Annotated in this window: 27 protein-coding genes; 5 read left to right on the top strand and 22 right to left on the bottom strand. The window is 34.0% G+C overall.

The window, feature by feature from the left end:
• The first annotated feature begins 210 nt into the window (after nucleotides 1–210).
• Both ACSULM_RS03380 and ACSULM_RS03375 read left to right on the top strand, forming a co-directional pair.
• On the top strand, nucleotides 211–645 hold the full coding sequence (locus ACSULM_RS03380) for a MarR family winged helix-turn-helix transcriptional regulator (protein WP_069995233.1): 435 nt from the start codon (nucleotides 211–213) through the stop codon (nucleotides 643–645).
• A gap of 1 nt (nucleotide 646) precedes the next feature.
• Nucleotides 647–1,852, top strand: coding sequence for an MFS transporter (locus tag ACSULM_RS03375; RefSeq protein WP_436860582.1), 1,206 nt, complete (start codon nucleotides 647–649; stop codon nucleotides 1,850–1,852).
• A 95-nt stretch (nucleotides 1,853–1,947) separates the two neighbouring features.
• Here the strand turns inward: ACSULM_RS03375 and ACSULM_RS03370 are convergent, their stop codons facing one another.
• The 7 genes from ACSULM_RS03370 to ACSULM_RS03340 form a co-directional block, all read right to left on the bottom strand.
• Nucleotides 1,948–2,298 (bottom strand): transcriptional regulator, SarA/Rot family, encoded by a 351-nt coding sequence (locus tag ACSULM_RS03370; protein ID WP_069995231.1) that lies wholly within the window; start codon nucleotides 2,296–2,298, stop codon nucleotides 1,948–1,950.
• Nucleotides 2,299–2,661: 363 nt separating this feature from the next.
• Nucleotides 2,662–3,684, bottom strand: coding sequence for a GTP 3',8-cyclase MoaA (gene moaA, locus ACSULM_RS03365; protein ID WP_436860581.1), 1,023 nt, complete (start codon nucleotides 3,682–3,684; stop codon nucleotides 2,662–2,664).
• A gap of 12 nt (nucleotides 3,685–3,696) precedes the next feature.
• Nucleotides 3,697–4,305 carry a molybdenum cofactor guanylyltransferase MobA gene (mobA, locus tag ACSULM_RS03360; protein WP_436860579.1) on the bottom strand — a complete coding sequence of 203 codons (609 nt, stop codon included), beginning with the start codon at nucleotides 4,303–4,305 and terminating at the stop codon, nucleotides 3,697–3,699.
• An 8-nt stretch (nucleotides 4,306–4,313) separates the two neighbouring features.
• Nucleotides 4,314–4,547 (bottom strand): molybdopterin converting factor subunit 1, encoded by a 234-nt coding sequence (gene moaD / locus ACSULM_RS03355; RefSeq protein WP_069995228.1) that lies wholly within the window; start codon nucleotides 4,545–4,547, stop codon nucleotides 4,314–4,316.
• A 2-nt stretch (nucleotides 4,548–4,549) separates the two neighbouring features.
• Nucleotides 4,550–4,999, bottom strand: a complete 450-nt coding sequence (locus tag ACSULM_RS03350; protein WP_436860576.1) for a molybdenum cofactor biosynthesis protein MoaE — start codon at nucleotides 4,997–4,999, stop codon at nucleotides 4,550–4,552.
• Nucleotides 5,000–5,491, bottom strand: coding sequence for a molybdopterin-guanine dinucleotide biosynthesis protein B (gene mobB, locus ACSULM_RS03345; protein WP_436860574.1), 492 nt, complete (start codon nucleotides 5,489–5,491; stop codon nucleotides 5,000–5,002).
• Entirely contained in the window at nucleotides 5,488–6,747 is a 1,260-nt protein-coding gene (locus ACSULM_RS03340; RefSeq protein ID WP_436860572.1) for a molybdopterin molybdotransferase MoeA, read from the bottom strand. The genes mobB and ACSULM_RS03340 overlap by 4 nt, the downstream gene beginning before the upstream one ends.
• A 63-nt stretch (nucleotides 6,748–6,810) precedes the next feature.
• Here ACSULM_RS03340 and moaC point away from each other — a divergent pair, with 63 nt between their 5' ends.
• A complete protein-coding gene (moaC, locus tag ACSULM_RS03335; RefSeq protein ID WP_436860569.1) occupies nucleotides 6,811–7,293 on the top strand; it encodes a cyclic pyranopterin monophosphate synthase MoaC in 483 nt (160 codons plus the stop codon).
• Between the two features lie 204 nt (nucleotides 7,294–7,497).
• Here the strand turns inward: moaC and ACSULM_RS03330 are convergent, their stop codons facing one another.
• A complete protein-coding gene (locus ACSULM_RS03330; protein WP_436860567.1) occupies nucleotides 7,498–8,001 on the bottom strand; it encodes a MogA/MoaB family molybdenum cofactor biosynthesis protein in 504 nt (167 codons plus the stop codon).
• Nucleotides 8,002–8,014: 13 nt separating this feature from the next.
• Nucleotides 8,015–9,019: a ThiF family adenylyltransferase gene (locus ACSULM_RS03325; protein ID WP_436860565.1), complete on the bottom strand. Its 1,005-nt coding sequence runs from the start codon at nucleotides 9,017–9,019 to the stop codon at nucleotides 8,015–8,017.
• 225 nt (nucleotides 9,020–9,244) lie between these two features.
• Here ACSULM_RS03325 and cudC point away from each other — a divergent pair, with 225 nt between their 5' ends.
• Complete coding sequence (cudC, locus tag ACSULM_RS03320; RefSeq protein ID WP_436860563.1) at nucleotides 9,245–9,802, top strand: choline uptake/conversion transcriptional regulator CudC; 558 nt, start codon at nucleotides 9,245–9,247, stop codon at nucleotides 9,800–9,802.
• 94 nt (nucleotides 9,803–9,896) lie between these two features.
• Here the strand turns inward: cudC and ACSULM_RS03315 are convergent, their stop codons facing one another.
• From ACSULM_RS03315 to ACSULM_RS03280, 8 genes are all read right to left on the bottom strand, one after another.
• Nucleotides 9,897–10,727, bottom strand: coding sequence for an MBL fold metallo-hydrolase (locus tag ACSULM_RS03315; RefSeq protein ID WP_436860561.1), 831 nt, complete (start codon nucleotides 10,725–10,727; stop codon nucleotides 9,897–9,899).
• 61 nt (nucleotides 10,728–10,788) lie between these two features.
• Nucleotides 10,789–11,394, bottom strand: a complete 606-nt coding sequence (locus ACSULM_RS03310; protein ID WP_436860558.1) for an ATP-binding cassette domain-containing protein — start codon at nucleotides 11,392–11,394, stop codon at nucleotides 10,789–10,791.
• Nucleotides 11,395–12,066, bottom strand: a complete 672-nt coding sequence (gene modB, locus ACSULM_RS03305) for a molybdate ABC transporter permease subunit (protein ID WP_436860556.1) — start codon at nucleotides 12,064–12,066, stop codon at nucleotides 11,395–11,397.
• Nucleotides 12,067–12,077: 11 nt separating this feature from the next.
• On the bottom strand, nucleotides 12,078–12,872 hold the full coding sequence (modA, locus tag ACSULM_RS03300) for a molybdate ABC transporter substrate-binding protein (RefSeq protein ID WP_436860554.1): 795 nt from the start codon (nucleotides 12,870–12,872) through the stop codon (nucleotides 12,078–12,080).
• Between the two features lie 135 nt (nucleotides 12,873–13,007).
• On the bottom strand, nucleotides 13,008–14,498 hold the full coding sequence (gene galT / locus ACSULM_RS03295) for a UDP-glucose--hexose-1-phosphate uridylyltransferase (protein ID WP_436860551.1): 1,491 nt from the start codon (nucleotides 14,496–14,498) through the stop codon (nucleotides 13,008–13,010).
• 3 nt (nucleotides 14,499–14,501) lie between these two features.
• The gene (gene galE, locus ACSULM_RS03290) at nucleotides 14,502–15,503 is read right to left on the bottom strand and encodes a UDP-glucose 4-epimerase GalE (protein ID WP_436860549.1); all 1,002 of its coding nucleotides are present in this window, start codon (nucleotides 15,501–15,503) and stop codon (nucleotides 14,502–14,504) included.
• Between the two features lie 36 nt (nucleotides 15,504–15,539).
• Nucleotides 15,540–16,700, bottom strand: a complete 1,161-nt coding sequence (locus ACSULM_RS03285; protein ID WP_436860548.1) for a galactokinase — start codon at nucleotides 16,698–16,700, stop codon at nucleotides 15,540–15,542.
• Between the two features lie 102 nt (nucleotides 16,701–16,802).
• Nucleotides 16,803–17,810, bottom strand: coding sequence for a LacI family DNA-binding transcriptional regulator (locus ACSULM_RS03280; RefSeq protein WP_436860547.1), 1,008 nt, complete (start codon nucleotides 17,808–17,810; stop codon nucleotides 16,803–16,805).
• Nucleotides 17,811–17,999: 189 nt separating this feature from the next.
• Between ACSULM_RS03280 and fdhD the strand changes: the two genes are divergently transcribed.
• Entirely contained in the window at nucleotides 18,000–18,794 is a 795-nt protein-coding gene (gene fdhD / locus ACSULM_RS03275) for a formate dehydrogenase accessory sulfurtransferase FdhD (protein WP_436860545.1), read from the top strand.
• Nucleotides 18,795–18,825: 31 nt separating this feature from the next.
• On the opposite strand, the gene ACSULM_RS03270 is transcribed toward fdhD, so the two are convergent.
• The 5 genes from ACSULM_RS03270 to ACSULM_RS03250 form a co-directional block, all read right to left on the bottom strand.
• Nucleotides 18,826–19,575: a GNAT family N-acetyltransferase gene (locus tag ACSULM_RS03270; RefSeq protein ID WP_436860544.1), complete on the bottom strand. Its 750-nt coding sequence runs from the start codon at nucleotides 19,573–19,575 to the stop codon at nucleotides 18,826–18,828.
• A gap of 19 nt (nucleotides 19,576–19,594) precedes the next feature.
• Nucleotides 19,595–20,143 (bottom strand): biotin transporter BioY, encoded by a 549-nt coding sequence (locus tag ACSULM_RS03265; protein ID WP_436860542.1) that lies wholly within the window; start codon nucleotides 20,141–20,143, stop codon nucleotides 19,595–19,597.
• A gap of 328 nt (nucleotides 20,144–20,471) precedes the next feature.
• On the bottom strand, nucleotides 20,472–21,386 hold the full coding sequence (locus tag ACSULM_RS03260; RefSeq protein ID WP_436860539.1) for an ABC transporter substrate-binding protein: 915 nt from the start codon (nucleotides 21,384–21,386) through the stop codon (nucleotides 20,472–20,474).
• 836 nt (nucleotides 21,387–22,222) lie between these two features.
• Nucleotides 22,223–22,849 (bottom strand): hypothetical protein, encoded by a 627-nt coding sequence (locus tag ACSULM_RS03255; RefSeq protein WP_436860537.1) that lies wholly within the window; start codon nucleotides 22,847–22,849, stop codon nucleotides 22,223–22,225.
• Entirely contained in the window at nucleotides 22,846–23,025 is a 180-nt protein-coding gene (locus ACSULM_RS03250; RefSeq protein ID WP_436860535.1) for a hypothetical protein, read from the bottom strand. Before ACSULM_RS03250 ends, ACSULM_RS03255 begins: the two co-directional genes overlap by 4 nt.
• Nucleotides 23,026–23,215 lie beyond the last annotated feature (190 nt).

The raw sequence follows: 23,215 nt of genomic DNA, 5'->3' as shown, positions 1-23,215 counted from the left end.
ATAATAACAAATCACACACAACTTTACTTCTCATAACTGTTCCTCATGGATGATTATCTTAAATACGAAGCACATATACCTATTAATCCAAATACAGATTCTGTTTTGAAATTCTTTTTGAAAATCACTATTGCTTTCTATATGTAAAAGGTTTACAATATTATTCGTTACCAAATAAGTTAGCAAAGCTAACTATAACTGGAGGCTATCATGGACGCACAAAGTATATTTAATCATCTTACAGCTATTTATCGCCCTTATACGAAATTATTTCAACCTGTCTTTGAAGAATTTGATATTTTTCCTGCGCAATGGTTGGTATTAAAAGATATCTCACAAAATGCACCTACAACACTTGTACAAATTTCAAAACGTCGTGCTATCGAAAAACCTACTACACGTAAAATTTTAAAAGCACTTTCTGAGAAATCATTACTCAAAATTGAGCAAGGCAAGGATAAACGTGAAAAGTTGTTATCATTTTCTGAAGAAGGTCAAAAACACTTTGATGCAATTAATCAACGTGTGAGCGAAGTTCAGACACAAATCATTAAAAATACTGATTTAACTGAAGATGAACTCAATCAGACGATTGAAATTGTGCAAAAAATCCATGCTCAAATCACTAAAATGGAGGAATTGTAATATGCACGCATCTACACCTATAAAGTCACCTATTTGGACTAAAAGCTTTAATATCAACTTTATAACTAATTTTTTAATATACCTCTGTATGTATTTACTCATCGTTATTATTGCTAGTTATACTAAATCAGAATACAACGCTTCTGATAGTGTCGCCGGTTTAGTCACAGGACTTTTTATTATTGGTTCTTTAATTGGACGTTTTACAACTGGAAAATATGTCAATAAAATTGGTCCGAAACGCATTTTGTTAATTGGCTTAAGTTTTTTATTGATTACGCAATTATTATATTTTATTGAAGGATCATTAGCCTTTTTAATGTTTACTCGACTTATTAATGGTATTGCCACTGGTATTACTACTACAGCAACTGGTACGATTGCTGCCTACGTCACACCGAATGATAGAAAAAGCGAAGGTATTAGTTTATTCTCACTTAGTTTAGTAATTGGTGCCGCAATTGGTCCATTCTTTGGGTTATTACTCATCAACATGTTCCCGATCACATTACTATTCACGTTATGTCTAGTTTGTGGCATTATCAGCTTCATCATTTCATTTTTTGTTAACTTACAATTTGAATTGGATACTGATGATCGACAAGACACAACTAAAGCGCAAACGAAACGTTTCAATATTAACAACTATATAGCTAAAGAAGCTGTACCTGTTGCAATCATCATGTTAATTTCTGGCTTGACTTATTCGTCTATACTGACATTTCTACAATTTTTCGCTAAAGAAATTGATCTCGTAACAATTTCAAGTTATTTCTTTATCTTTTACGCAATAGCATCATTACTTACACGTCCCGTAGCTGGACGACTTATGGATTTGAAGAATGAAAATGTTGTTGTCTATCCAGCATTTGTATGCTTAATTCTGACGTTCCTTACACTTAGCATTACTAATAATGCACTACTCTTAATAGTAGCAGGATTACTTCTTGGTGCAGGTTACGGAAATCTGTCATCTAGTATGCAAGCAATTGCTATCAAAGTTTCCCCACCTGCTAAATATGGTATTGCCACTTCCACTTATTTCATTGGTCTTGATCTTGGCCTTGGATTTGGTCCATATGTATTAGGATTCTTTACTTCAGCTGTAAGTTACGCTCAATTATACGCAATTATGGCAGTCGTTGCGTTAGTAACTGGCATTATCTATTATTTCGTTCACGGTAAAAAAGTAAAACCATCCGTATAAGCATTTGTAGTTAAAATTAAATATCATAAAGAGAGCCATCCCCATAATTTCAATTTATGAGGATGGCTCTTTTGCTTAACTACTTATTTTGTTAGCTATTGCGTAATTTGAATTTTTTCAATTTCTTTAATAATATCATCGATTAATTTCACTTGTACTTCATTATAATAGTAAAAAACTTGTCTTTCATCTGTTTCTGAACGTACTTTAGATATTAATTCTTTTTTATAAATCTTTCTAATAATGACATCGATTTTACTTGTATCCCACAACATTTCAAAATGAAGGGTATCACGTAACTCTTTACCACTAATTTTCTTAGCTTCATATACTTTATACAACACAACAAATTCTTCTATTGATAAATGATGCACTGATTTCAGCCAATGCTTTAACTGGCTCAATGCTCTCTCAGAAGTTATAAAATACGATACTTTACTTTCCATAATAACGGCCTCCTTATTGACTACTCTAGTTGATTTTCATGGCTTTATTTAATGAATAAGCTTCGAAAATATTATATAACACTTTCTTCATTTAATCTATTATTTTTATTGAAACAGATAAATAATATCTTCTATTGATTAATTTTAATATAACCTCAAATGAACATCTCAAAAAAAATGTATTACTAAGCATCTTTAAGTTTAAATTAACAACTTTTATTTAAATTATTATTTTGCAAAATAAAAAGCGCTCAACAATGATACTAAGTGCGCCTAGCACATTAAAAAATCAAAAAAATAAGGCTAAGACATATAATGTCTCAACCTCTTCTCCATTAGTATTGCTATTAACTAACATGTAGTTTAACCACCAATGTAATTCATATTTATCTTTTTACGTTTTCTATTCGCAACCGTTTGTTCCGTACGTTCATCAGAATAACGATCATCTCGTATTTGCCACAACGCTTTAACTTGTTCAAACAATTCTTCGTCTGTAGCCCCGTTTCTCATAAATGTTTTTACATCAAAGCCATCAATCGTGCTGAATAAACAACCATAGAATTTACCATCTGATGATAACCGTGCACGCGTACACGTTGAACAAAATGATTGTGACACACTCGTGATAAGACCGAATCGTGCTTGATTATCTTTATGTTCATAATACTTTGCGACTTCTCCATAATATTTAGGTGCGACGGGTTCTATATTGAAATGTGTTTCAATCATTGCTAACATTTCATCTTTGGAAACCACTTTGCTGAAATCCCAACCATTATCGTTACCAACATCCATAAATTCTATAAATCTAATCTCTATATCTTTATCTTTAAAATATTGCACCATAGGGATAATTTGATCATCATTGACCCCTTTTTGAACGACAACATTTACTTTGACGTGAAAGCCTATACTTACTGCATAGTCTATTTGTTGCAAGATTGTAGATGCCTTTATATTTCTGTTATTAATTGCTTGAAATACCGGATCATCTATTGCATCCAAACTAACATTGATACGTCTTAATCCAGCATCATAAAGTTTCTGGCCATGTTTTTTTAACAGCAAACCATTCGTAGTAAGTCCAATATCTTCTATACCGTCTACTTGTGTCAACGCATAAATCAATTGATCTAAATCACGTCTTAATAATGGTTCGCCACCTGTTATTCTTATTTTTTTCACACCTAATCGTGTGTAAACCTTTGAAATACGGACCATTTCATCAAATGTCAGTAGTTCGTTTTTAGGTAAGAAAACAAAGTCATCACCAAATATTTCTTTCGGCATACAATAGTCACAACGAAAATTGCAACGATCTGTAACTGACAATCTTAAATCACGAATCGGACGGCCGAGTTTATCAGTTATTTGTTCTACCATTTTATGGCCTCCTTATCTATTTAATATATCATGTTGTAAAGAGTCCAAATCTTGTTGATAATTTATATTTTTATACCAATACTCTGGAGAATCAATCGCAGCTACATCTAACCAATCACTTTGAACCTGGTGATATACCTGTCTTAAACTATAATCGTCCGAAGCTAATGCATCTTGGATATACGGTAACGTATTTGGGCTATAAAAAGCAATTGTAGGTATAGCTCTGTCACTTTCTTTAAATCCTGCAATATCTAATTGGTCTTCAATCAGATGTTCTACCATAAATTGATATAATTTACTAATTGCTTTTTGTGTAATCATAGGCGTATCAACTGAAATAACAAAGAACAACTCTTCGCTTTCATAACGTTGCATTACTGAACCAATCCCAGCCAAAGGTCCTTTATCCTTATTTTTCGAATCATCGACGACGATATCTTCATGCTCAAATTGAGGAGCCAATGTTTCATTTGTACTAATAATAATTTGATTAAACATATTTGTCGCTTCTAATATATCAATAATACGTTTATAAAATGGTTGTGCATTTATTGTTGCAAAAGCCTTTGGTTCGCCAAATCGTTCTGATTGACCTCCGGCAAGTATAATCGCTTTCATGTCTTTTTTTACCCTCCGCTAACTGGTGGAATCAACGCCACGATGTCATTTGGTTGAATGATAGCATCACTTTGAACAAACTCTTCATTTACTGCAATTTGGAATTGTTTTTCCGCAATCTGAGGATAACGTTCAACTAATGTTTGCTTAAATGCATCTACAGTTATTTCTGAATTTATATTAATTTCTTCTGATTGCACATTTAAAATCTCTTTTAATTCTGCAAAATATAACACTTTCATGGCTATGATTCCTCCTCAATCGCGTCTTTATGACTACCGTGTTGATGTCCTTGCCATTTCGCACCATCTTCCCATATCTCTTTTTTCCAGATAGGTACAATTTCTTTAATGCGCTCTATCGCATATTCATTTGCTTGATATGCATCTTTACGATGTGGCGATGACACACTGATTAGTACCGCAATATCAGAAATATTAAGTGGTCCGATTCTATGAACTATTGCCACATGCGTACCTGGCCAACGCTGTGTAATTTCATCACCAATTTGTGCTAGCTTTTTTTCTGCCATAGGTACATATGCTTCATATTCTAAATATTCCGTTTTAATACCTTTCGTCCATTCCCTAACATGCCCCGTAAACACTACAACTGCGCCTTGATGTGCGTCAAGGACATACTCTCGATATTGCTCTGTTTGTATAGGGGCATGTGTCACTTCAAACTGTTTCATTTAATGCATTCCTTTTATATTAAAATAACGTTCTAACCATTGATCGTATGCGGTTAAAGCGCTCATTCCATTCATATTAATACAATATTTAACGTTAGACAGGTTTCGTAAAAATTGTAATTCCTGCTCATCTTTATATACCACGACTTTGTCATATGAGGCTAATTTAAATCCTTCTATCAAAATAATGTTAGTGTTTATTGTAACAGATTCACTGATGATTTTATCAAGACTTTGATTTTCTTTTCGCGTTACCGTTTGTTGAAATGACTCACCTTGAACAATACTTTGATCTGCTCCCGCATTAAAATGCTTCATATGGTCAACATCATCAGCTTGTAACGTGATGTCCTTTTCTGCTACTTCATTTTGATGTTGCCCATGATGTTTAATAGTTGCAACTGTCAGTTGATGAGATTTCAACATTTTTATCGTATGTGCCATCAAAGTTGTTTTTCCAGAATTTTTAAAACCTACAATTTGTAGTATCATATGATGCAATCCATTTCGAATGCTTGGGATTCCGTTAATATGACATTAACTGTATGTCCTTTTTCGAATCCTCTTGTACCACCAGGCAGCATAATCATGGCGTTACTGTGCGCAATAGCGACAACTGCGCCGGATTTATTAAAACCTGAAGGAACAACGGTCATACCTTTACCGTTAAACGTTACTTTAGCTCTGATAAACCTTGTGAATGGATTTGCTTTTTTGAAATCTTCCATCAACGTTGCCTGTACAATTTGTGGATATATCGCATTTGCTCCCATCATGTGTAGAACAGCTGGTTTAACATATAATTCGAAACCCGTATAGCACGCCGATGGATTACCTGATAAACCAAATAAATATTTGCCCTCAGCAACAGCTACTGTAGTAACACTTCCAGGACGCATCGCAATTTTATTGAATAATACTTCTGCATTTAGCGCCTCATAAATTTGTGGTAAATAATCAAAATCTCCAACTGACACGCCACCTGTTGTAATGACAATATCATGTTGGCTCATAGCTTCTTTAACGACTTGGATACTGCTCTCTAAGTCATCTTTTTGTATTTGATATGCTACAGCAGTTAAGTCTAATTTTTTGGAAAGTGCAGTTATCATGGGACCATTAGAATTTCTAATCTTGCCAGGTTCTAATTCATCCGACACATCTAAGAGTTCGCTACCAGTTGCAATAACACCTATCGTAGGCTTTTGTGTGACCTTAACTTTTGCATAGCCATAAGTCGCTAATACCGCAATGGCACCGGCATTAATAGATTGGCCTTTACGTAACACGACATCTCCCACTTCAGTTTCTTCACCTTTTAACGACACATTTTCATTAGGTTCAAATGACTTTCTAATTGTGAAACTTTGCGGTTGTTCCGTCGTTTGTTCTAGCATTACAACTGCATCTGCCCCTTCTGGCATTGCCGCTCCAGTCATAATACGCACTGCTTCAAAAGGACCTACAATCTTATCTGATACAGACCCTGCCCCGATATGATCTATAACATTAAAGGCAATACGATTTTGTCCATTTGCCCCTTTAGTATCTTTACTGCGTATAGCGAAACCATCGTAAGGTGATTTATTAAACCTAGGAATTTCATACGTTGCTACAACGTCTTCTGCTAAAATGTGATTAATACTTTCATCTAACGAAACTTCAATCGTATTTGTGAAAATTTGTTGTTTAACCACACGTTCAATTGCTTCACTTACTGGTATTGGGTTTCTTTTCTCTACTGGCATATAAATCTGCTCCTTACATAATTGGATTTCGTGATATACTAGAAAACGATTAGGAGGGATATTTTGACTGATTTTACACATATTAATGCACAAGGCAATGCACAGATGGTAGATGTATCTGAAAAAAATATTACCAAACGTACTGCTATCGCGCACTCAAGTATTACTGTAAACCCAGATATATATCAACAAATTGTTGATCATACAAATAAAAAAGGTAATGTGCTCAATACTGCCCAAATCGCAGGTATTATGGCAGCTAAAAATACTTCAGATATTATCCCAATGTGTCATCCATTACCGCTTACAGGTATTGACGTAGCATTCTCATGGCAAGAAAATGAACAATCGTTCACCTTAAATATTGAAGCTAGCGTTACTACTACAGGTAAGACTGGTGTTGAAATGGAAGCACTAACTGCCGCCACTACTGTCGCTTTGACTGTATACGATATGACTAAGGCACTAGATAAAGGAATGGTAATAGGTGAGACCTATTTGATTTCTAAATCAGGTGGTAAGTCAGGTGATTATCAACGTAAGTAGTAACATAAATTACTAACTCACATGTGTTTATAACAAGACTAAGATCAAAATAGATGTCTCAGATTCTTTTACAATTCAAATCACCCTTAAGGGAGTGGGACTACGAAATCACTATTAGGAAATATGATTTCTGTTCCATTCTCTTTTTATTATCTTCAATTATAGACACGTGACATACAAATGCCATTTATTTTAACATAACATTTATTTAGTTATTTCATTCACTAAATGATTTAATTCAGGTTTAATTAACTTGTTCACTGCTAATTTAACAGCCCCTGTTGAACCCGGCACACTGAAAATCAATTGCTCACCTACAGTACCTGCAATTGCCCTCGATAATAATGCACGTGTTCCAACATCTTCTGTATAACTCAGATACCTAAACAGTTCACCAAACCCTTCAATCTCTTTCGTAATTAATGATGAAACTGCCTCGATAGTCACATCTCTTTGCGCGATGCCAGTACCGCCTGTAGTTATAATTACATCTATATCATCATCTAGCCATTGTAGTAATTGTTTGCGAATCGCATCTTGATCATCTTTTACAATACAATAATGCTCAGGCTTAATTGAAACATTCAAATCAGTTAGTAATTCTATGACTAACTTACCACCTTTATCTGCCTCATAATTCCTTGTATCTGATACTGTCAACACCGCACATTGAATCTCTCTTTCTAACTTAACATTTGTATGCGCCATATCCATCCCCCTTTTATCCAAAAAGTTGATTTATTAAATGAATTGCTTCTTGTGGACGTGTTGTGCCATGAATAAGCATACGCCCACTTTTAAAACTGACAATGCGATAACCATTATAGCGAAATTGTAAAATATAAGGATTTCTATTATATGCAATATCATGTTGTTCTAAAAATGTTTGGAGCATTTCCTGGGAAATATTAGGATTTACATACTGAACCGTATCTCTTCCACACAAACTAGCATATTGATTATCGGCTTTATTTAAATACGGATAGGTTGGTTGCTTACCACATGTTGGACATGTATCCCTCTTCAAACGACTAAATCCAAAACTCATATGTGTACCTTCCCATATATCGCCATAGGTCAGTTTTGTGGGAATTGCTTTACCCGTGATCATTTTCAAAACATCTCTAGCTTGCAAACTTGTAGTCATTGTAACTGCAGGTTGAATCACACCAACCGTATCACACGTCATATTTATCACTGGTAATTGAGGTACTAGGCAGTTGAAACAGGGTGTTTGTCCTGGTATGAACGCTGCTTCGATATAAGTACTTTGTACGACGCCACCATAAATCCATGGTATCTTGTGTTGATATGCAAAATCATTGAGTAATTGTCTAGTTTCAAAGTTATCAGTTGCATCTAAAATAATAGTGACATCTTTACATTTATCTTCTAAAAATGCTCGATCGACATGGGCGATATGACTATGTAATGTTATATCACCACGTATTGCAAGCAGCATTTTTTCAGCTGCAACTACTTTAGGCAATGCTGCATCAGCATCTGCTTCTGTGAATAATGTTTGCCTCTGTAAGTTGCTATATTCAATATAGTCTCTGTCAACAATCGTTAATGTGCCTATACCTGAACGTGTAAGACTTTCTGCGAGGTGTGTACCTAATGCACCCATGCCAACTATGAGTACATGTGCTTTGCTGATGTTACATTGTCCTGTTGGCCCGATTTGTTTGAATAACATCTGTCTAGAATACCGATCTTGAGTCACACACATTTCCCTCTCTCTACTTCATTATTTCCATTATAAAACTTGCCACTTTAGGACTCAATCTTTTGAGATGAAGAATTTGAAAATTAGCGAATTCCCTTATTATAATCACATATAAATTGATAGTCATTCTAATAATAATGCCAGCCTGATTAAATTATAAAATATATCCAATTGAATCATGTTCGTGGTACAATTAATCAAATAAAATTTAGAGGTGAACACATGACACGCATAAAGCACTATCAACAACAGTTAGAACAAGCAAAGGATATCGTTATCAACTCAATTGGCGAAACAATGGATCTCTATGGTGTGAATCGTAGCGTGGGCAACTTGTATGGCACGATGGTATTTGAACAAAAGAGCATGACCTTAGATGAAATGCGTAGTGAGCTTCAAATGAGTAAACCAAGCATGAGCGCCGGCGTGAAAAAATTACAAGAATTTGATGGTGTGAAGCAACAATTTATTCGTGGTAGTAGAAAACAACATTTTACTGCTGAAAAAGACTTCTTTACATTCTTCGGGAATTTCTTCTCACAAAAATGGAATCGTGAAATCAAACTCAATTTGGCTGCTATACAGCGTGCTGAAAAATTGCTGATACCTATTTTAACTTCAGATGATGCATCTCCAGAAATCATTGAAGAAACTAAAGAAATATTAGAGCAAATAGACCATTCTAAAATCTATTATGCGTGGCTTTCTACTTTGTCTGAAGCCATTCATTCAAGTGAGATATTTGATTACTTCCCTATCCCAAATCAAATAGAAGATTAAGACACAACAAATAAGCCAAAAGTAAATGGATAACCATCTGCTTTTGGCTTATTTGTATATTATCGAATTAAAATGACGTCAGCTTCAATTATTCTCATGTTTGAATTTTCAATCCATCAAATGCGATGGTACAATTGAGCCCACTTTGACTTAATTGTTGTTCAAGTAATGCAATATGCGCTTCATTTAAACCTTCAGTAGCTTCTATGTGTGTAAAATAGGTATGTGTTGCATTGATCGCACGTGTGATAGTAACACTTTCATCAAAACGTGTCTCCCCTAACTCCGAAAGCATTCCCGCTTCATGTATTCGCGCACCCGTTACCGGATTTACTTCATTGCTTCCAAACGGCAATATGGCAATATCTACATTTTTCACTTTATCAATAGGTCTATAATTCTTAATTTCATCTGGAATAATTAAAATTCGTTGTGTAGGTGTAACTATATAAAAACCAAAGGCAATTGATTCAGCCAATTGAATATATTCTATAGAAGTGTCCCCTATTGTAATCTGAGCATCATTAGTAACGACTTCATATTCAACGACACCCAATGAACTTAAATAATTTAAGTGATCCCAATGTCCAAAGTATTGCTTAAAATTTGCCATCTGCTGTTTTGTGATATAGATTTTTGATTTTTTTGATGTTGGTTCTTTATTAATAAAATCATAATTCAGTGTTTGCCAAACCCTTATTCCCATCGTATGATCAGGGTGCCAATGTGAATATAAACCAATTTTTACATCAGTAATTTTTGAGCGACGCAATTGATAAAAGATATCCTCAGAGGTGTCTAATAATAACTGCAAATCATGAATATAAATCGCGGGTCCAGTTCTATGAATACTATCTTCATGTTGCGACAACGTTTTATATAACGAAGGTATACCACCTGCAGTCCCTAGAAATTCAATTTTCATCATCTAGTCTCCTTAATATCATTTATCGTAATGCTAGATTATTTAATGTCATGACGAACAACTATGTTAAATGTATAACCTCATGCGCAAGTGATGTTGCTTCGTAGTTGGAGTGTGTCACAAAAATAATCGGAATTTGCCATTTATCAAAAATACTTCGAACAAGTGACATACTTTCTTCTTTAGTAGCATCATCCAAGCTAGAGAAAGGTTCATCTAATAATACTAAATCTGGTCTTGTACTGAGCGTTCTAGCTAGTGCAACTCGTTGTGCTTCACCGCCAGACAACCTTATTGGATATTGCGTTTTCAAATGACTGATATTCAATTGTTTCATCAAACTGTCAATATGTTCAGATGGCTCTGCCATAAAAGTAATATTATGAAATACGTCCATATTAGGAAAAAGTTGATAATCCTGAAACAAATATCCGATATTACGTTTTTGGATTTTCACATCAATTTCATGCTCTGAATCTAAAATAATGCGTTCTTTAAGTTGTACGAAAGCCTTATCTGCTGACTTCAAGCCAGCAATAATATTTAATAGTGTCGTTTTCCCAATACCAGACGAACCTTTAATCGCGTAGATTTTAGGCAATTCATCTTCGATATTAATTTGCAACAAATTATTATTTAGAAGGTGTGATATATGTATTTGTAACAATTAATCCACCTCCCGATATCGATCTCTATTTAATACATTTATTGTTCCAATAACAGTAATCGCAAATGCTACAAGCACAAGTACCCAAAGCCATGCTTGATTTTCTTTACCTTGTTCTACTAAAAAGTAGATTTCTAAAGGTAATGTATTAGTTTTATTTGGAATATAACCTGCAACCATCAATGTCGCACCAAATTCTCCAATTGCACGCGCAAAACTCATCATAATACCAGATAAGATGGGACGCTTTGCTAAAGGTAAAATGAGCTTGAAAAATATTTTGTTTTCACTGGCTCCCATTGTCCTAGCAGTATTGAGCATTTTATGATCGATACTACGAAATCCCTGTACCGTATGTTGATACATTAATGGAAGACTTACAATGACTGAAGCAATAACCGCCCCAGTTAACGTAAATACAACTGGTAAGTGCAGCACATTATTAAAAAATTCTCCAATAATGCTTCGAGGTGAAAAAATAATTAATAATATAAAACCCATAACTGTAGGTGGTAATACAATAGGAAGTATAATCATACTTTCTAAAATTCTTGCTATAATGCCGCGTCGTTGATATAACCCTTTTGAGATGATTATGCCGACTAAAGCAACGATAACGGTACTTATACTTGCTACTTTAAGTGAAATCCAAAATGGTGTTATATCTGGCATCATCAATCCTCCTATGCGTCAAATTTATATTTTTTCAATATTTCCTTAGCTTTATCTGTCTTTAAGAAATCAATCCATTCTTTTGCGACCTTCTTATCGGAAGTAGTAGCAGATTTATAAATGATTGGTTTTTTCAAATCTGCTGTGTTTATTTCTTCTACTTTACTGTCACCATTTTGTTGTGATTGATACAAATCTGTTTTGTATACATACCCTAATTGTGCATTTCCTTTTTCAACATAATTCAACACTTGACGAACATCTTTAGCATAAACTAAATTCGGTTTAACTTTATCGAATAACTTATTATCTTTTAAATATTGCTCTGCGTATTTCCCTGCTGGTACAGATTTCGCTTCGCCAATTGCTAACTTATCATCATCTTTAATATCTGATACTGATTTATAATCCGTGCCTTTTTCACCAATAAGTACTAATTTATTTTTCGCGTAATCATATGTATTTTGTGCTTTATCTTTATCGACTAATCCATCAACATCTTTGGTATTAGCTGACATAAACACATCAACAGGTGCACCTTTTTCAATTTGTTGTCTCAACGCTCCAGACCCACCATAATTAAATGAAATGTCTACATTTTTATGCTCTGCTTTAAATGCTTTTTCTAATTCTTTAGATACGTCAGTAAGGCTTGCCGCAGCTGAAACTTGTAATTCTTGTTTGTTAGTATCTTCATTTTTGGATTTTGAATTTTTATCTTGTCCGTTTCCTCCATTTGAACATCCTGCTAATACAAGACAACTAGCTAAAATCGTAATAATGACATGTTTAAATTTATTCTTCAAAATAGTCACTCCTTTTCCCCCATTATATGCCTGTCAAATTAAAAATAAAAGAGCAGAAATGTGAAAACAAATAACCATATCTGCCTTCACACACTGCTCTATTTTTGAATTTCATGCCAAAATTTCATCAAATATTTATAAGGAATCTATGAAACGCTTAAATGCTTGTTGCCCTTGTTCTGTATTTTTAAATACACCTGCATCTTCTAAAACACGCTTGAATTTATCGCCAACTGCTTTATCTACAATTTCATCAACATTATGCTGATCAAACTCATGCACTTGTGCCATCTCATCTGCCCATGTTTGATGTTGACCTAAATCTATATCTCGTTTCCCTAAAAGATACGCTTTAACTTGTTGCAATTCATCTTTCAATCGTCCTGGTAATATTGCCGTTCCCATGACTTCAATCAAACCAATATTTTCTTTTTTAATATGTTGCACATCTTTATGAGGATGGAAGATGCCATCAGGATAAGTGTCAGATGTTTGATTATCTCTTAATACAATATCTAATTCATAGTTATCTGCTCTATATCTCGCTATTGGTGTAACCGTATGATGGCGTTCACCTTCATCACTATATGCTTTGATATGAACTGCATCATCTGAATACGCATTCCAGGTATTCATCACATGCGTAGCAGCATTTATAAGTATCTCACGGTCTTTACCTTTCAATCGAATCACACTCATTGGCCAGTTTAAGGTACTAGCTTGAATATCCGGAAATGCTTTTATTCTGAAACGTTCAATTTCCGCAGCATTATCCATCGGGAAAATATGTTTACCACTTTGATAATGGTTATGAGAAAGTATAGATCCTCCAACTAATGGTATATCTGCATTGGAACCAATGAAATAGTGTGGAAACTGTTCTATAAAATCAAGTAAGTTGATAAATGTCTGCTTATTAATTTGCATTGATGTATGTTGTTCCGACAAGACTATACTATGTTCTGGAAAATAGGCATAAGGTGAATATTGAAAACCCCATGTCTGGTCACCTAAATTTAAACGCACAACTCTATGATTCGTACGCGCTGCTTGTGTTACTGAGCCCTTAAAGCCCTCATTTTCAAGACAAAGTGCACACATCGGATAATCTGTTGCTGGTGCCGCTTTAGCTGCTGCAATCTGCTTAGCGTCTTTTTCAGGATTCGATAAATTAATCGTAATTTCAATGTCACCGTACTCTGTCGCTACTTCATAATTGATATTATTTGCTATGGCATCTTCCTTAACGTAGTGGTTTCGTTTAGCTATGTCATAAAAATAGTCGGTAGCAGCTTGTGGTGATTGTTGATAAGCATCCTTAAATTTACGATTAAGTGTAGATGGTCTTGGTGTAATTAAATCTAAAATTTGTGCTTCAACGATTTCTTTCATATATAAAGCATCATCTATGCACTGTGCTTCTATTGCCTGAGCAATCCAATGTTGTGCAATGTCATTCGCTGTGACATCCTGACTTAATGGTGAGGCACTTGATGTATCTATCCCCTTCGCATTAAGCATACGCAATAATTGGTTTTGTATATATATGGCATCATCCGCTTCATAATCACCATACACAATTGCTTGTGATACGAATGCTTCTACTAAATGTTGATTTAATAACATATGTTACACCTCTCCATTATCTTGATAACCATTTGGATGTTGGTGATGCCATTGCCAAGCAGAAGCGATAATATCATGTATATTATCATGTTGTGGCTTCCAGCCTAATAATGTTTGTGCCTTTTTGCTCGATGCCACTAACTTACTTGGATCACCTGCTCTTCTCGGTCCTACCTTTGCCTCAATTGGTTTTCCAGTAACTTTTCGTGCTGCCTCTAGTATTTCAAATACTGAATATCCTTGGCTACTTCCTAAATTAAAGGCCCCAGATTCTCCACCTTTTTGTAAATATTGATACGCTAAAATGTGGGCATCAATCAAATCTACAACATGTAAATAATCTCGAATACATGAACCATCTTCAGTATCGTAATCATCGCCGAATATTGTTAACGCCTCTCGTTGACCCAATGCAACTTGTAATACAATCGGTACTAAATGCGTTTCTGGTCTATGGTCTTCTCCTATCGTGCCATCTTCTTTCGCCCCCGCTACATTAAAGTAGCGTAACGCAGCGTAATTTACACCATAAGCATTATGACTCCAGTGCATCATTTTTTCCATAATCAACTTACTTTCACCATAAGGACTAGTTGGTGTCTTAGAATCATCTTCAGTAATTGGCACTGTATCAGGTTCTCCATATACAGCAGCTGTAGAAGAGAAAATAATATGTTGAACTTGATGCTCATACATAACTTCTAATAATACTTGTAGTCCGTGAACATTGTTATTAAAATAAGCTAATGGCTTTTCAACTGATTCTCCAACTAATGAATAAGCACAGAAATGGAACACACCTTCAATAGACTCATCTGTAAATACTTGGTTTAAGAATGTTTTGTCGCGAATATCTCCTTCGTAAAAACGTGCATCTTTATGCACTGCTTCTCTGTGACCTGTACCCAAATTATCAACGACAACAACGTCATATCCTCTGCTAATTAACTGATCTACCGCATGACTACCTATATAACCCGCGCCACCTAATACTAATACAGACATATAAACAATCCTTCCTCTACTTTATTTTAGACATACTTACAGCGATTTAACGCCATCGCTTATACCTACATGATAAAATGATGGTGCATATCCAATGCGTTCGGTATAAATACGTGAAACTGTTTCTTCTAACTGTGGAATATTGTTTTTATGCACTAAAGCAATGGCACAACCAGCAAAGCCTGCACCTGTCATTCGAGCCCCTAATACGCCCTCTACTTGTTGCGCTGTTTCTGCTAATGTATCCAATTCTATACCAGTCACTTCATAATCATCTTTTAATGATGCATGGGAAGCATTGAGCAATGCACCAAATTGAACAAAGTCATTCTCTGACAATGCTGTATAGGCCAACTTAGTTCTTTCATTTTCCAATACGGCATGTTTTGCTCTACGTCTTTCAATATCATCTTTAATTAGATGCTTGTGCGTCTCGAATTGTTCCGGAGTTAAATCACCCAATGTTGCTATATCAAGTGTCTGTTGTAATTGTGCCAATGCAGATTCACACTCCGCACGTCGTTCATTATATTTACTTTCAGTTAATGATCGACGTTTATTGGTATTCATTATAGAAATAACATAATCACCAAATTCCGCAGGTACATATTGGTATTCAAGTGTCGCAGTATCAAGTAAAATCGCTTGCTCCGCTTTACCCAAACCAATAATAAATTGATCCATAATACCAGAATTAACACCCATAAAATGATTCTCAACGCGTTGCCCAATTTTGATAAGCTCTAAGCGCTCTAAATCTAAATCAAATAGCGCTTTAATGAGCCAACCTGTTAATAATTCAATGGAAGCTGAAGACGAAAGGCTCGCACCATTAGGTATATTACCTTCTATTAAAATATTAAATCCATGGTTAATCGTCTTAAACTGTTCCGATAGATATTTAATCACACCTTTAGGATAATTTGCCCAATCGTGTGATGCATCAAATACTAATTCATCTAATGAAAAAGATACAATGCCTTGTGATTCAAAATTATTTGAATACAATTGGATTTGTTTATCCTCTCTTCTTGATGCTAATCCATACGTACCCAGTTCTATCGCCGCTGGAAATACATAACCACCATTATAATCTGTATGTTCGCCAATCAAATTGATACGTCCCGGTGCAAACGCACTCACATCTGCAGCTTCGTTAAATAATTTTTCGAATTTTTCATGCATTGACTGTAACATTGCTCACCACTCCTTTTTTTAAACATGCCATCATCATAAATAATATTAGTAAACTTAATAAAAGTTTACTTGTTTACTTAATGTTTTGTCAACATACAATATCTAAAACTTAAACGTATTGCGCATTTTCAATTGTGCTTCAACTACAACATGTATCGCATTCTGTCTTGTATTGTTAATACGCTCCTCTGCCATCCTTACAGCAGTTCTACCAAATTCATCAACGGGAATATGTACACTACTCATCGAAGGCACCACATATTGAATCACTTCTGAATCATTGAAACTAATTAACTTTACATCATTTGGCACATCAATTTTCTTGTCCTGTAGCTGTTGTAATATACCAATAGCAATCATGTCATTACCTGCTATAAATACTTGTGGCAGGCTATCGAATTCAGTAAAAAAATGATTCAACGCTGCTTCTCCATGTTCTTTCTTCCATCCATTAAGCAAAGTAATTGGTTGTATATCATGCGTTGCACACCAATCTTGATATGCTTGATATCTAACATCTGTTGCTTGTGAAGTTGTCGTACCATCTAGCTCTCTAATCGTATGATTCCCACCTACATATGCGATATCAGTCAATCCTTGTTCTTTTATTAAATCAAGTAAATGTGTCATCGCATAACTTAAATCTGAATATACTGCATCGATAGATTTAGGCGCTTGAGGATTATTAATGACTACCATATTCGCATTATGTGATTTCAGATGCTTTAATGCTTTAATAGAAAAATTGCCTATTACAATGATAGCACCAGCTTTTTCAACTTTCTTTGCATCAACGATGTCATCATGTTGACCATCGATACGAATCGTACGTTTCAATGATAAATTCAATCGTTTTACTTCCGCTTCAATAGCTAATCGAATTTCTCTATAATATGGATCTGACATCTCTTTTGCACGTGATGCATATGTAATAATTTGAATACTTTTATTTTTTCGAGTAGTTTTTTGATATTTTAGTTCAGCTGCAATATGATGAATACGCTGTCTCGTCTCATCTGCTACTGATAATGTAGGATCGTTATTTAATACACGAGAAACAGTTCCAGGACTGACTTTGGCTTGTCGTGCTATATCTCTAATACTTGCCAATGTACTTGCCACCTCTTCCATAATTTGTTTACCTTAAGTTTACTTATCTATTTTACTAAAATCAATTATCAATACATATATTTTGCACATTTATTATGTAGCTACAGATTATCCTCAATCAAACTGATTCTTTTTTTTAAAAGTCAAAATACGCTAAAATAGACAGTGAACTTGAAATGAGGTGTAAGTATGCAGGACGATGTATTAACAAACCAACCAATTATTCGCTATGAAAATGGCAAATTGATTGAAAAAAAGGACCACTATGTTACAGAATTCCCTCTAACAATCATGGTCAACGGTGAAGAATTTGCAACAGTTATTTGCAGCCCAAATCACCTTGAAGAACTAACATTAGGATTTTTAGCCTCAGAAGGTGCCATATTAAAGAGAGAAGATTTAAAATCCATTCAAATTGATGATAGTAAAGGATTCGCTCACGTGGAATTAACCAAATCATTAGGTGAACGTTTCGAATATTCAACAAAGCGTATGATTGCGTCTTGTTGTGGTAAAAGTAGAGAATTTTATTTTCAAAATGATGCTGCAATCGCTAAAACATCCATGTCAAAAATCATCTTAAATCCAACTCAGGTACTTAATATGATGACTCGACTTCAAAGCGCAAGTGCAGTTTTCAAACAAACAGGTGGTCTACATAATGCAGCTATCAGTGATGGCGATACATTTTTCGAACATCGTCAAGACATAGGACGTCACAATGCCTTAGACAAATTATATGGATACTGTATCGAACGTCATATTCCTGTACGAAATAAAGTGCTAATTTTCAGTGGTCGTATCTCTTCAGAAATACTGATTAAAGCAGCTAAAATTGGTGTTGGTGTTATTCTTTCCAAATCTGCACCTACCACTTTAGCAATTACACTTGCACAGGATTTAAATATTACAGCAATTGGCTTCATTAGAGATGGTAACTTTAATATCTATAGCCATCCTGAACGTATAAAAATAGCGGAGTAATGGTTGTTTGATATTCAACCACGACTCCGCTTTATATATTTTCTTTAAGTATTTGATAGCAATAACTAATAAATGTATATCCTTGTTTCACATACATATCTTTGGCACTATCTTCACCATCTGCAAGCAAAATGATTGTCTTATCTTTAACAGAAGTTGCTACAAATGCTTGCATGGCACTACCAATGCCTTGTTTCTGATATTCATGTACAACGCCAAAAGCATCTATTTCAGCAGTATGGCGCCCAATGATTAAATCCATAATACCCACAGGCGTTTCTTCTTTATATGCAATTACTCTATGTTTTTGTTCTGATTCAAATTGGTCGCGAATCACTTGTACACTTTGTTCAACATAAGCTTGCCCATAAGGTTGCGCAAACAAACGATGTACAGCTATATAATCTTCAAGTGTATGCTTAGTTACAAAAGCAATATGCAAATCATGATATTCAATAGCATTAATTTCACTTGCTTCTATCGCATAGAGTTCCATTAAGCCTAATTCAAATTCCAATGTTTCGATTTCATGTAACCATTCTGCTGATAGTGAGATATTTTCTGGAAAAGTAAATGCAAGATGTGATGAACCTTGATTATGATGCATACTTAACTGAGCTGATTGATCTACTTTCCAAGTTTCTAGTGTTGGCATGGTCTTATATATCCACTTATTTGTATCATATACTAAAGGCTCGTTAGGCGTTAAATAAATAGTCTTTCTCTGATCGTCACTGTAAATTGTACCTTCTTGAAAAATGTCACTCATTGAAACGACCATTATTTAGTCACCTAACCTTTTATTTTAATAATTGCTTAAATCGACTGTGATTCAACATGATATTACCAATTAAACTAGCTATAACTGCTTTCACGATATCACCAGGCATAAAGACAAATGATAACATGATTGATTTTGAAATTGGTAAATTAGTCATAAGACCCATGATTATGGTACCTACGATATCTAAGAGTAGAACCCCAATCACAATAGTTGTACCTAATAATACAATAAAATTAATTTTATTAACATAAATGTCTCTCACTAACCCTATTAGATATGTAACAACTGGATACATAAATAAGAAACCTGCTGATGGTCCTGCAAATACACCAATACCACCACGGCCACCTGATAATAATGGTAGACCTGCTGCAACAAGTAATAACAATACTATAACACTTAACGTACCATATTTACGTCCTAATAAAATTGCCGCTAAAAAGATTCCTATATTTTGTAATACAATTGGTACCGGCATAATAGGTAGTGGAATTGCGGGTACAAACCCCATAACGGCAATAATAGCTGTCATCAATGCTGTATATACTAAATGTTTTGTAGTCATGCTTAAACCTCCTTGATGAAAGCATTATATCACGATTGTAAACTTATATAAATAAAAAGTTTACAATAATTAATGTACTCTTTTCCGCTAAAAGCTAGGTCGTTAAAACTTCATTATTTTTTAAAATTATAAATTAAAAATAGACATATGAAATCATGATCATTCTCATAATTTCATATGCCTATTGCTTTACCAAATTCAATATGGGAGTGGGACAGAAAACAATTTTTCTATCAGAGTTTTCATAGTCTCACCCCATCGAAATAGAATCTGTGACATCTATTTTTGTCTCAGTTTCTTTTGGCGTGTTTGTACTGATGTTTTCTTTTTATTTATTTAAAAATTTCTCTTTTAAGTCTTTTCTCATGTATTCAAGTGTATATGGATCGTTATACCAATATGTCTCTGCTTGTACCTGGATGACATTATCATTTTTCACAGCAGGTATATTGTTCCATAATTCCGTCTTCTCATAAGCTGGTTTAGCTTTGCCTTCGCTTGTTGAAACAATGTAGTCACCAGCATAATCTGCAACTTTTTCTTGTTTCACTTCAGCCCAACCTTCTTTTTTAACTAAATCGTTGAGTTTGTCTGGAATTTTAAGTCCAAATGCCTGATAAATGACTTCTCCACCACGACCCCAGTTTGGCCCATAGCTGTATAGTTTTTTGTCAAATTCATCAAATATAGATACTGTGGCATCTTCACCAATTTTGGCTTTGATTTCCTCTCCATCTTTTTTAGTTTCTGACTTCCACTTATCTTCCCAAGATTTCACTTTATCTTCTTTACCCAATAATTTACCGAGCTCTCTTTGTTGATCTAAATATTTATGTTTTCCATAGTCGTAAACAACGGTTGGCGCAATTTTTTGATATTTTTTGATATTCTTGTCAGTTGAATAAACTACGATTAAATCTGGTTTCGATTTCGCTACTTTTTCAACATCATTTTCACCAATTTTTTCTACGCCTTTAAACTTATCTTTCAACAATTTACTGCTATCTACTTGTTCATTCACAGCAACAATTTTCCCACCAAGATATTTAATACCACCAGCATATGTCGGAGCAACAACAGCTATGCGTTGGGGATCTTTCGGGATATCGATTTTCTTCCCATTATCTAATTTATATGATTTTGTCTCGGCTTTTTTATCCTTATTTGAACCACTATCTGATTGATTTCCACATGCAGCCAATATAAGCATTAAAGCTATTAACGGAAACAATAATTTTTTCATAATTTTCCTCCATTGAAAATGATTATCAGTACCATTTGATTATATAATGCTCCTAGTAAATTTACAATAGTAATTGAATGAATTTTAATTCTTGATAAATAAAAAAAGCATTTAGACATATAATCTAAATGCTGAAAATATTATTTTATTTTAAAAATGACCTAACACGCTATGGGCAATGTTTGTATAAGCCATATCTTCCATAGGGTAATATAAAGGTGGTATCAATAAAATATCACGACTCAAAAAGACTGTTGTAAAGGCGTTTTTGAAAATTGAATTTATTAAAAATCACACGAATTAACATAAAATGGTATCAAAAGTGGTATCAATAAAAACAACCCACCTATTCATTTAGGTGGGATTTTATATAATATTACTGCTAGTACATTACTAGAAAACAACTATTAAACCACCTCGAAAGGTGGTTTAGGGATTTTTCTAAGGATTGGGAGACCTAAGAAAAAAGTAACTTAAAATAGGGAACTATTGATAATTAAAGGTATATATATACCTGGATACACTATAGCATAAAACAAAGAAATAGGTAAGTATTTCTTTACTCACCTATTTAGTAGCGGCATTACATAGTTCTCCCAACTTTATTGTACCCACTTTAATTATTTCTGAATCATATTATCTATAAAAATAACCGCATCGATTAAGATACGGTTTAATGTCCTCCACCAAGATAACTACTTTATTATAACAAAAAAACCATCCCGAAGGATGGCTAGTGTGAATCTTTTTATAATGATATTAAGTATTTAACCCTGATACTATGATAACATAAAATAAAAACACCCACCAACTGGTGGGTGTCCAAATTGGAAATATCAATTTATAGGTTTCAATTGTTTTATTGCCAATTTTAAATTGTTGGGCGAAACATAATCAGGAATCTCAGAAAAACCATAAGTTTCATATATATGTCTTAACTTTTCTGTATCTTCGTACTCTATCCATATGAAAGATCCACCAGCTATTTTTTGCGCTAACAATGCATTTTCAAATGCGCTATTTAGTATATCAAAACCATTAATCGTACTTGCTTTTAATGCATTATCATCATAATTTTTACCTAACTGACCAATCAAAAATGAATTAAGTTTATACACAGAACTCTCCTCTAAAAACTGAGCTCTTTGTTTTATTTTCCTTTGTAATCCTTTTGACAATTTAGCCATGTTTCTTTTAGATATATATAAATCTTTATTAGCTATCGTAAAATAAGCTACTAAAATTGGCTTATTTTTGTATTCACTAAAAATCAAATGCGTACTAGCCACGCCAGTTTTATTAAACAATATAGCATTTCTTTTTAAGAAATCTTCTACATCGTGAGCTTCTTGACTTCCAGTAAATCTAATAGATTTAAAAGTATCTAATATATTCTGAACTACTGATTCATCATATTTTTCATTTTCTAACAAATCAGCCAATGCTATAACTTCTAAACTCATTTATCCTTAAAATTCTCTAATATTGAATCTATTTTTCTCGAATCGTTTACGGCTCTAATTGTTTTGGCATTATAATGATAGTTTTTTTTATTTTCTTGTTGTTCAATAGCATTTAAAAGCTTTGGTGCAGTTTTAGCGGTAAATTTATACTCAGTAGTGAAACTTATCGTCGCCATACTACTCACTTCTCTCCTATTTAGTTTTATACTGTACATATATTGTAATACTATCTGTAGCAATATTGCAACGAAATAAGGAAATTATTTCTCATTTTATGAACTTAACTACTTCTAAAAAGACATAATTACATAAAAAATTAACCACCCAGTGACATGTGTGGGTGGTTTGAATCAATACGGCGCAGTC

The organism is Staphylococcus caeli, assembly GCF_051413795.1.
Classification (GTDB): domain Bacteria; phylum Bacillota; class Bacilli; order Staphylococcales; family Staphylococcaceae; genus Staphylococcus; species Staphylococcus caeli_A.
This window is presented reverse-complemented; position numbering and strand designations above follow the sequence as displayed.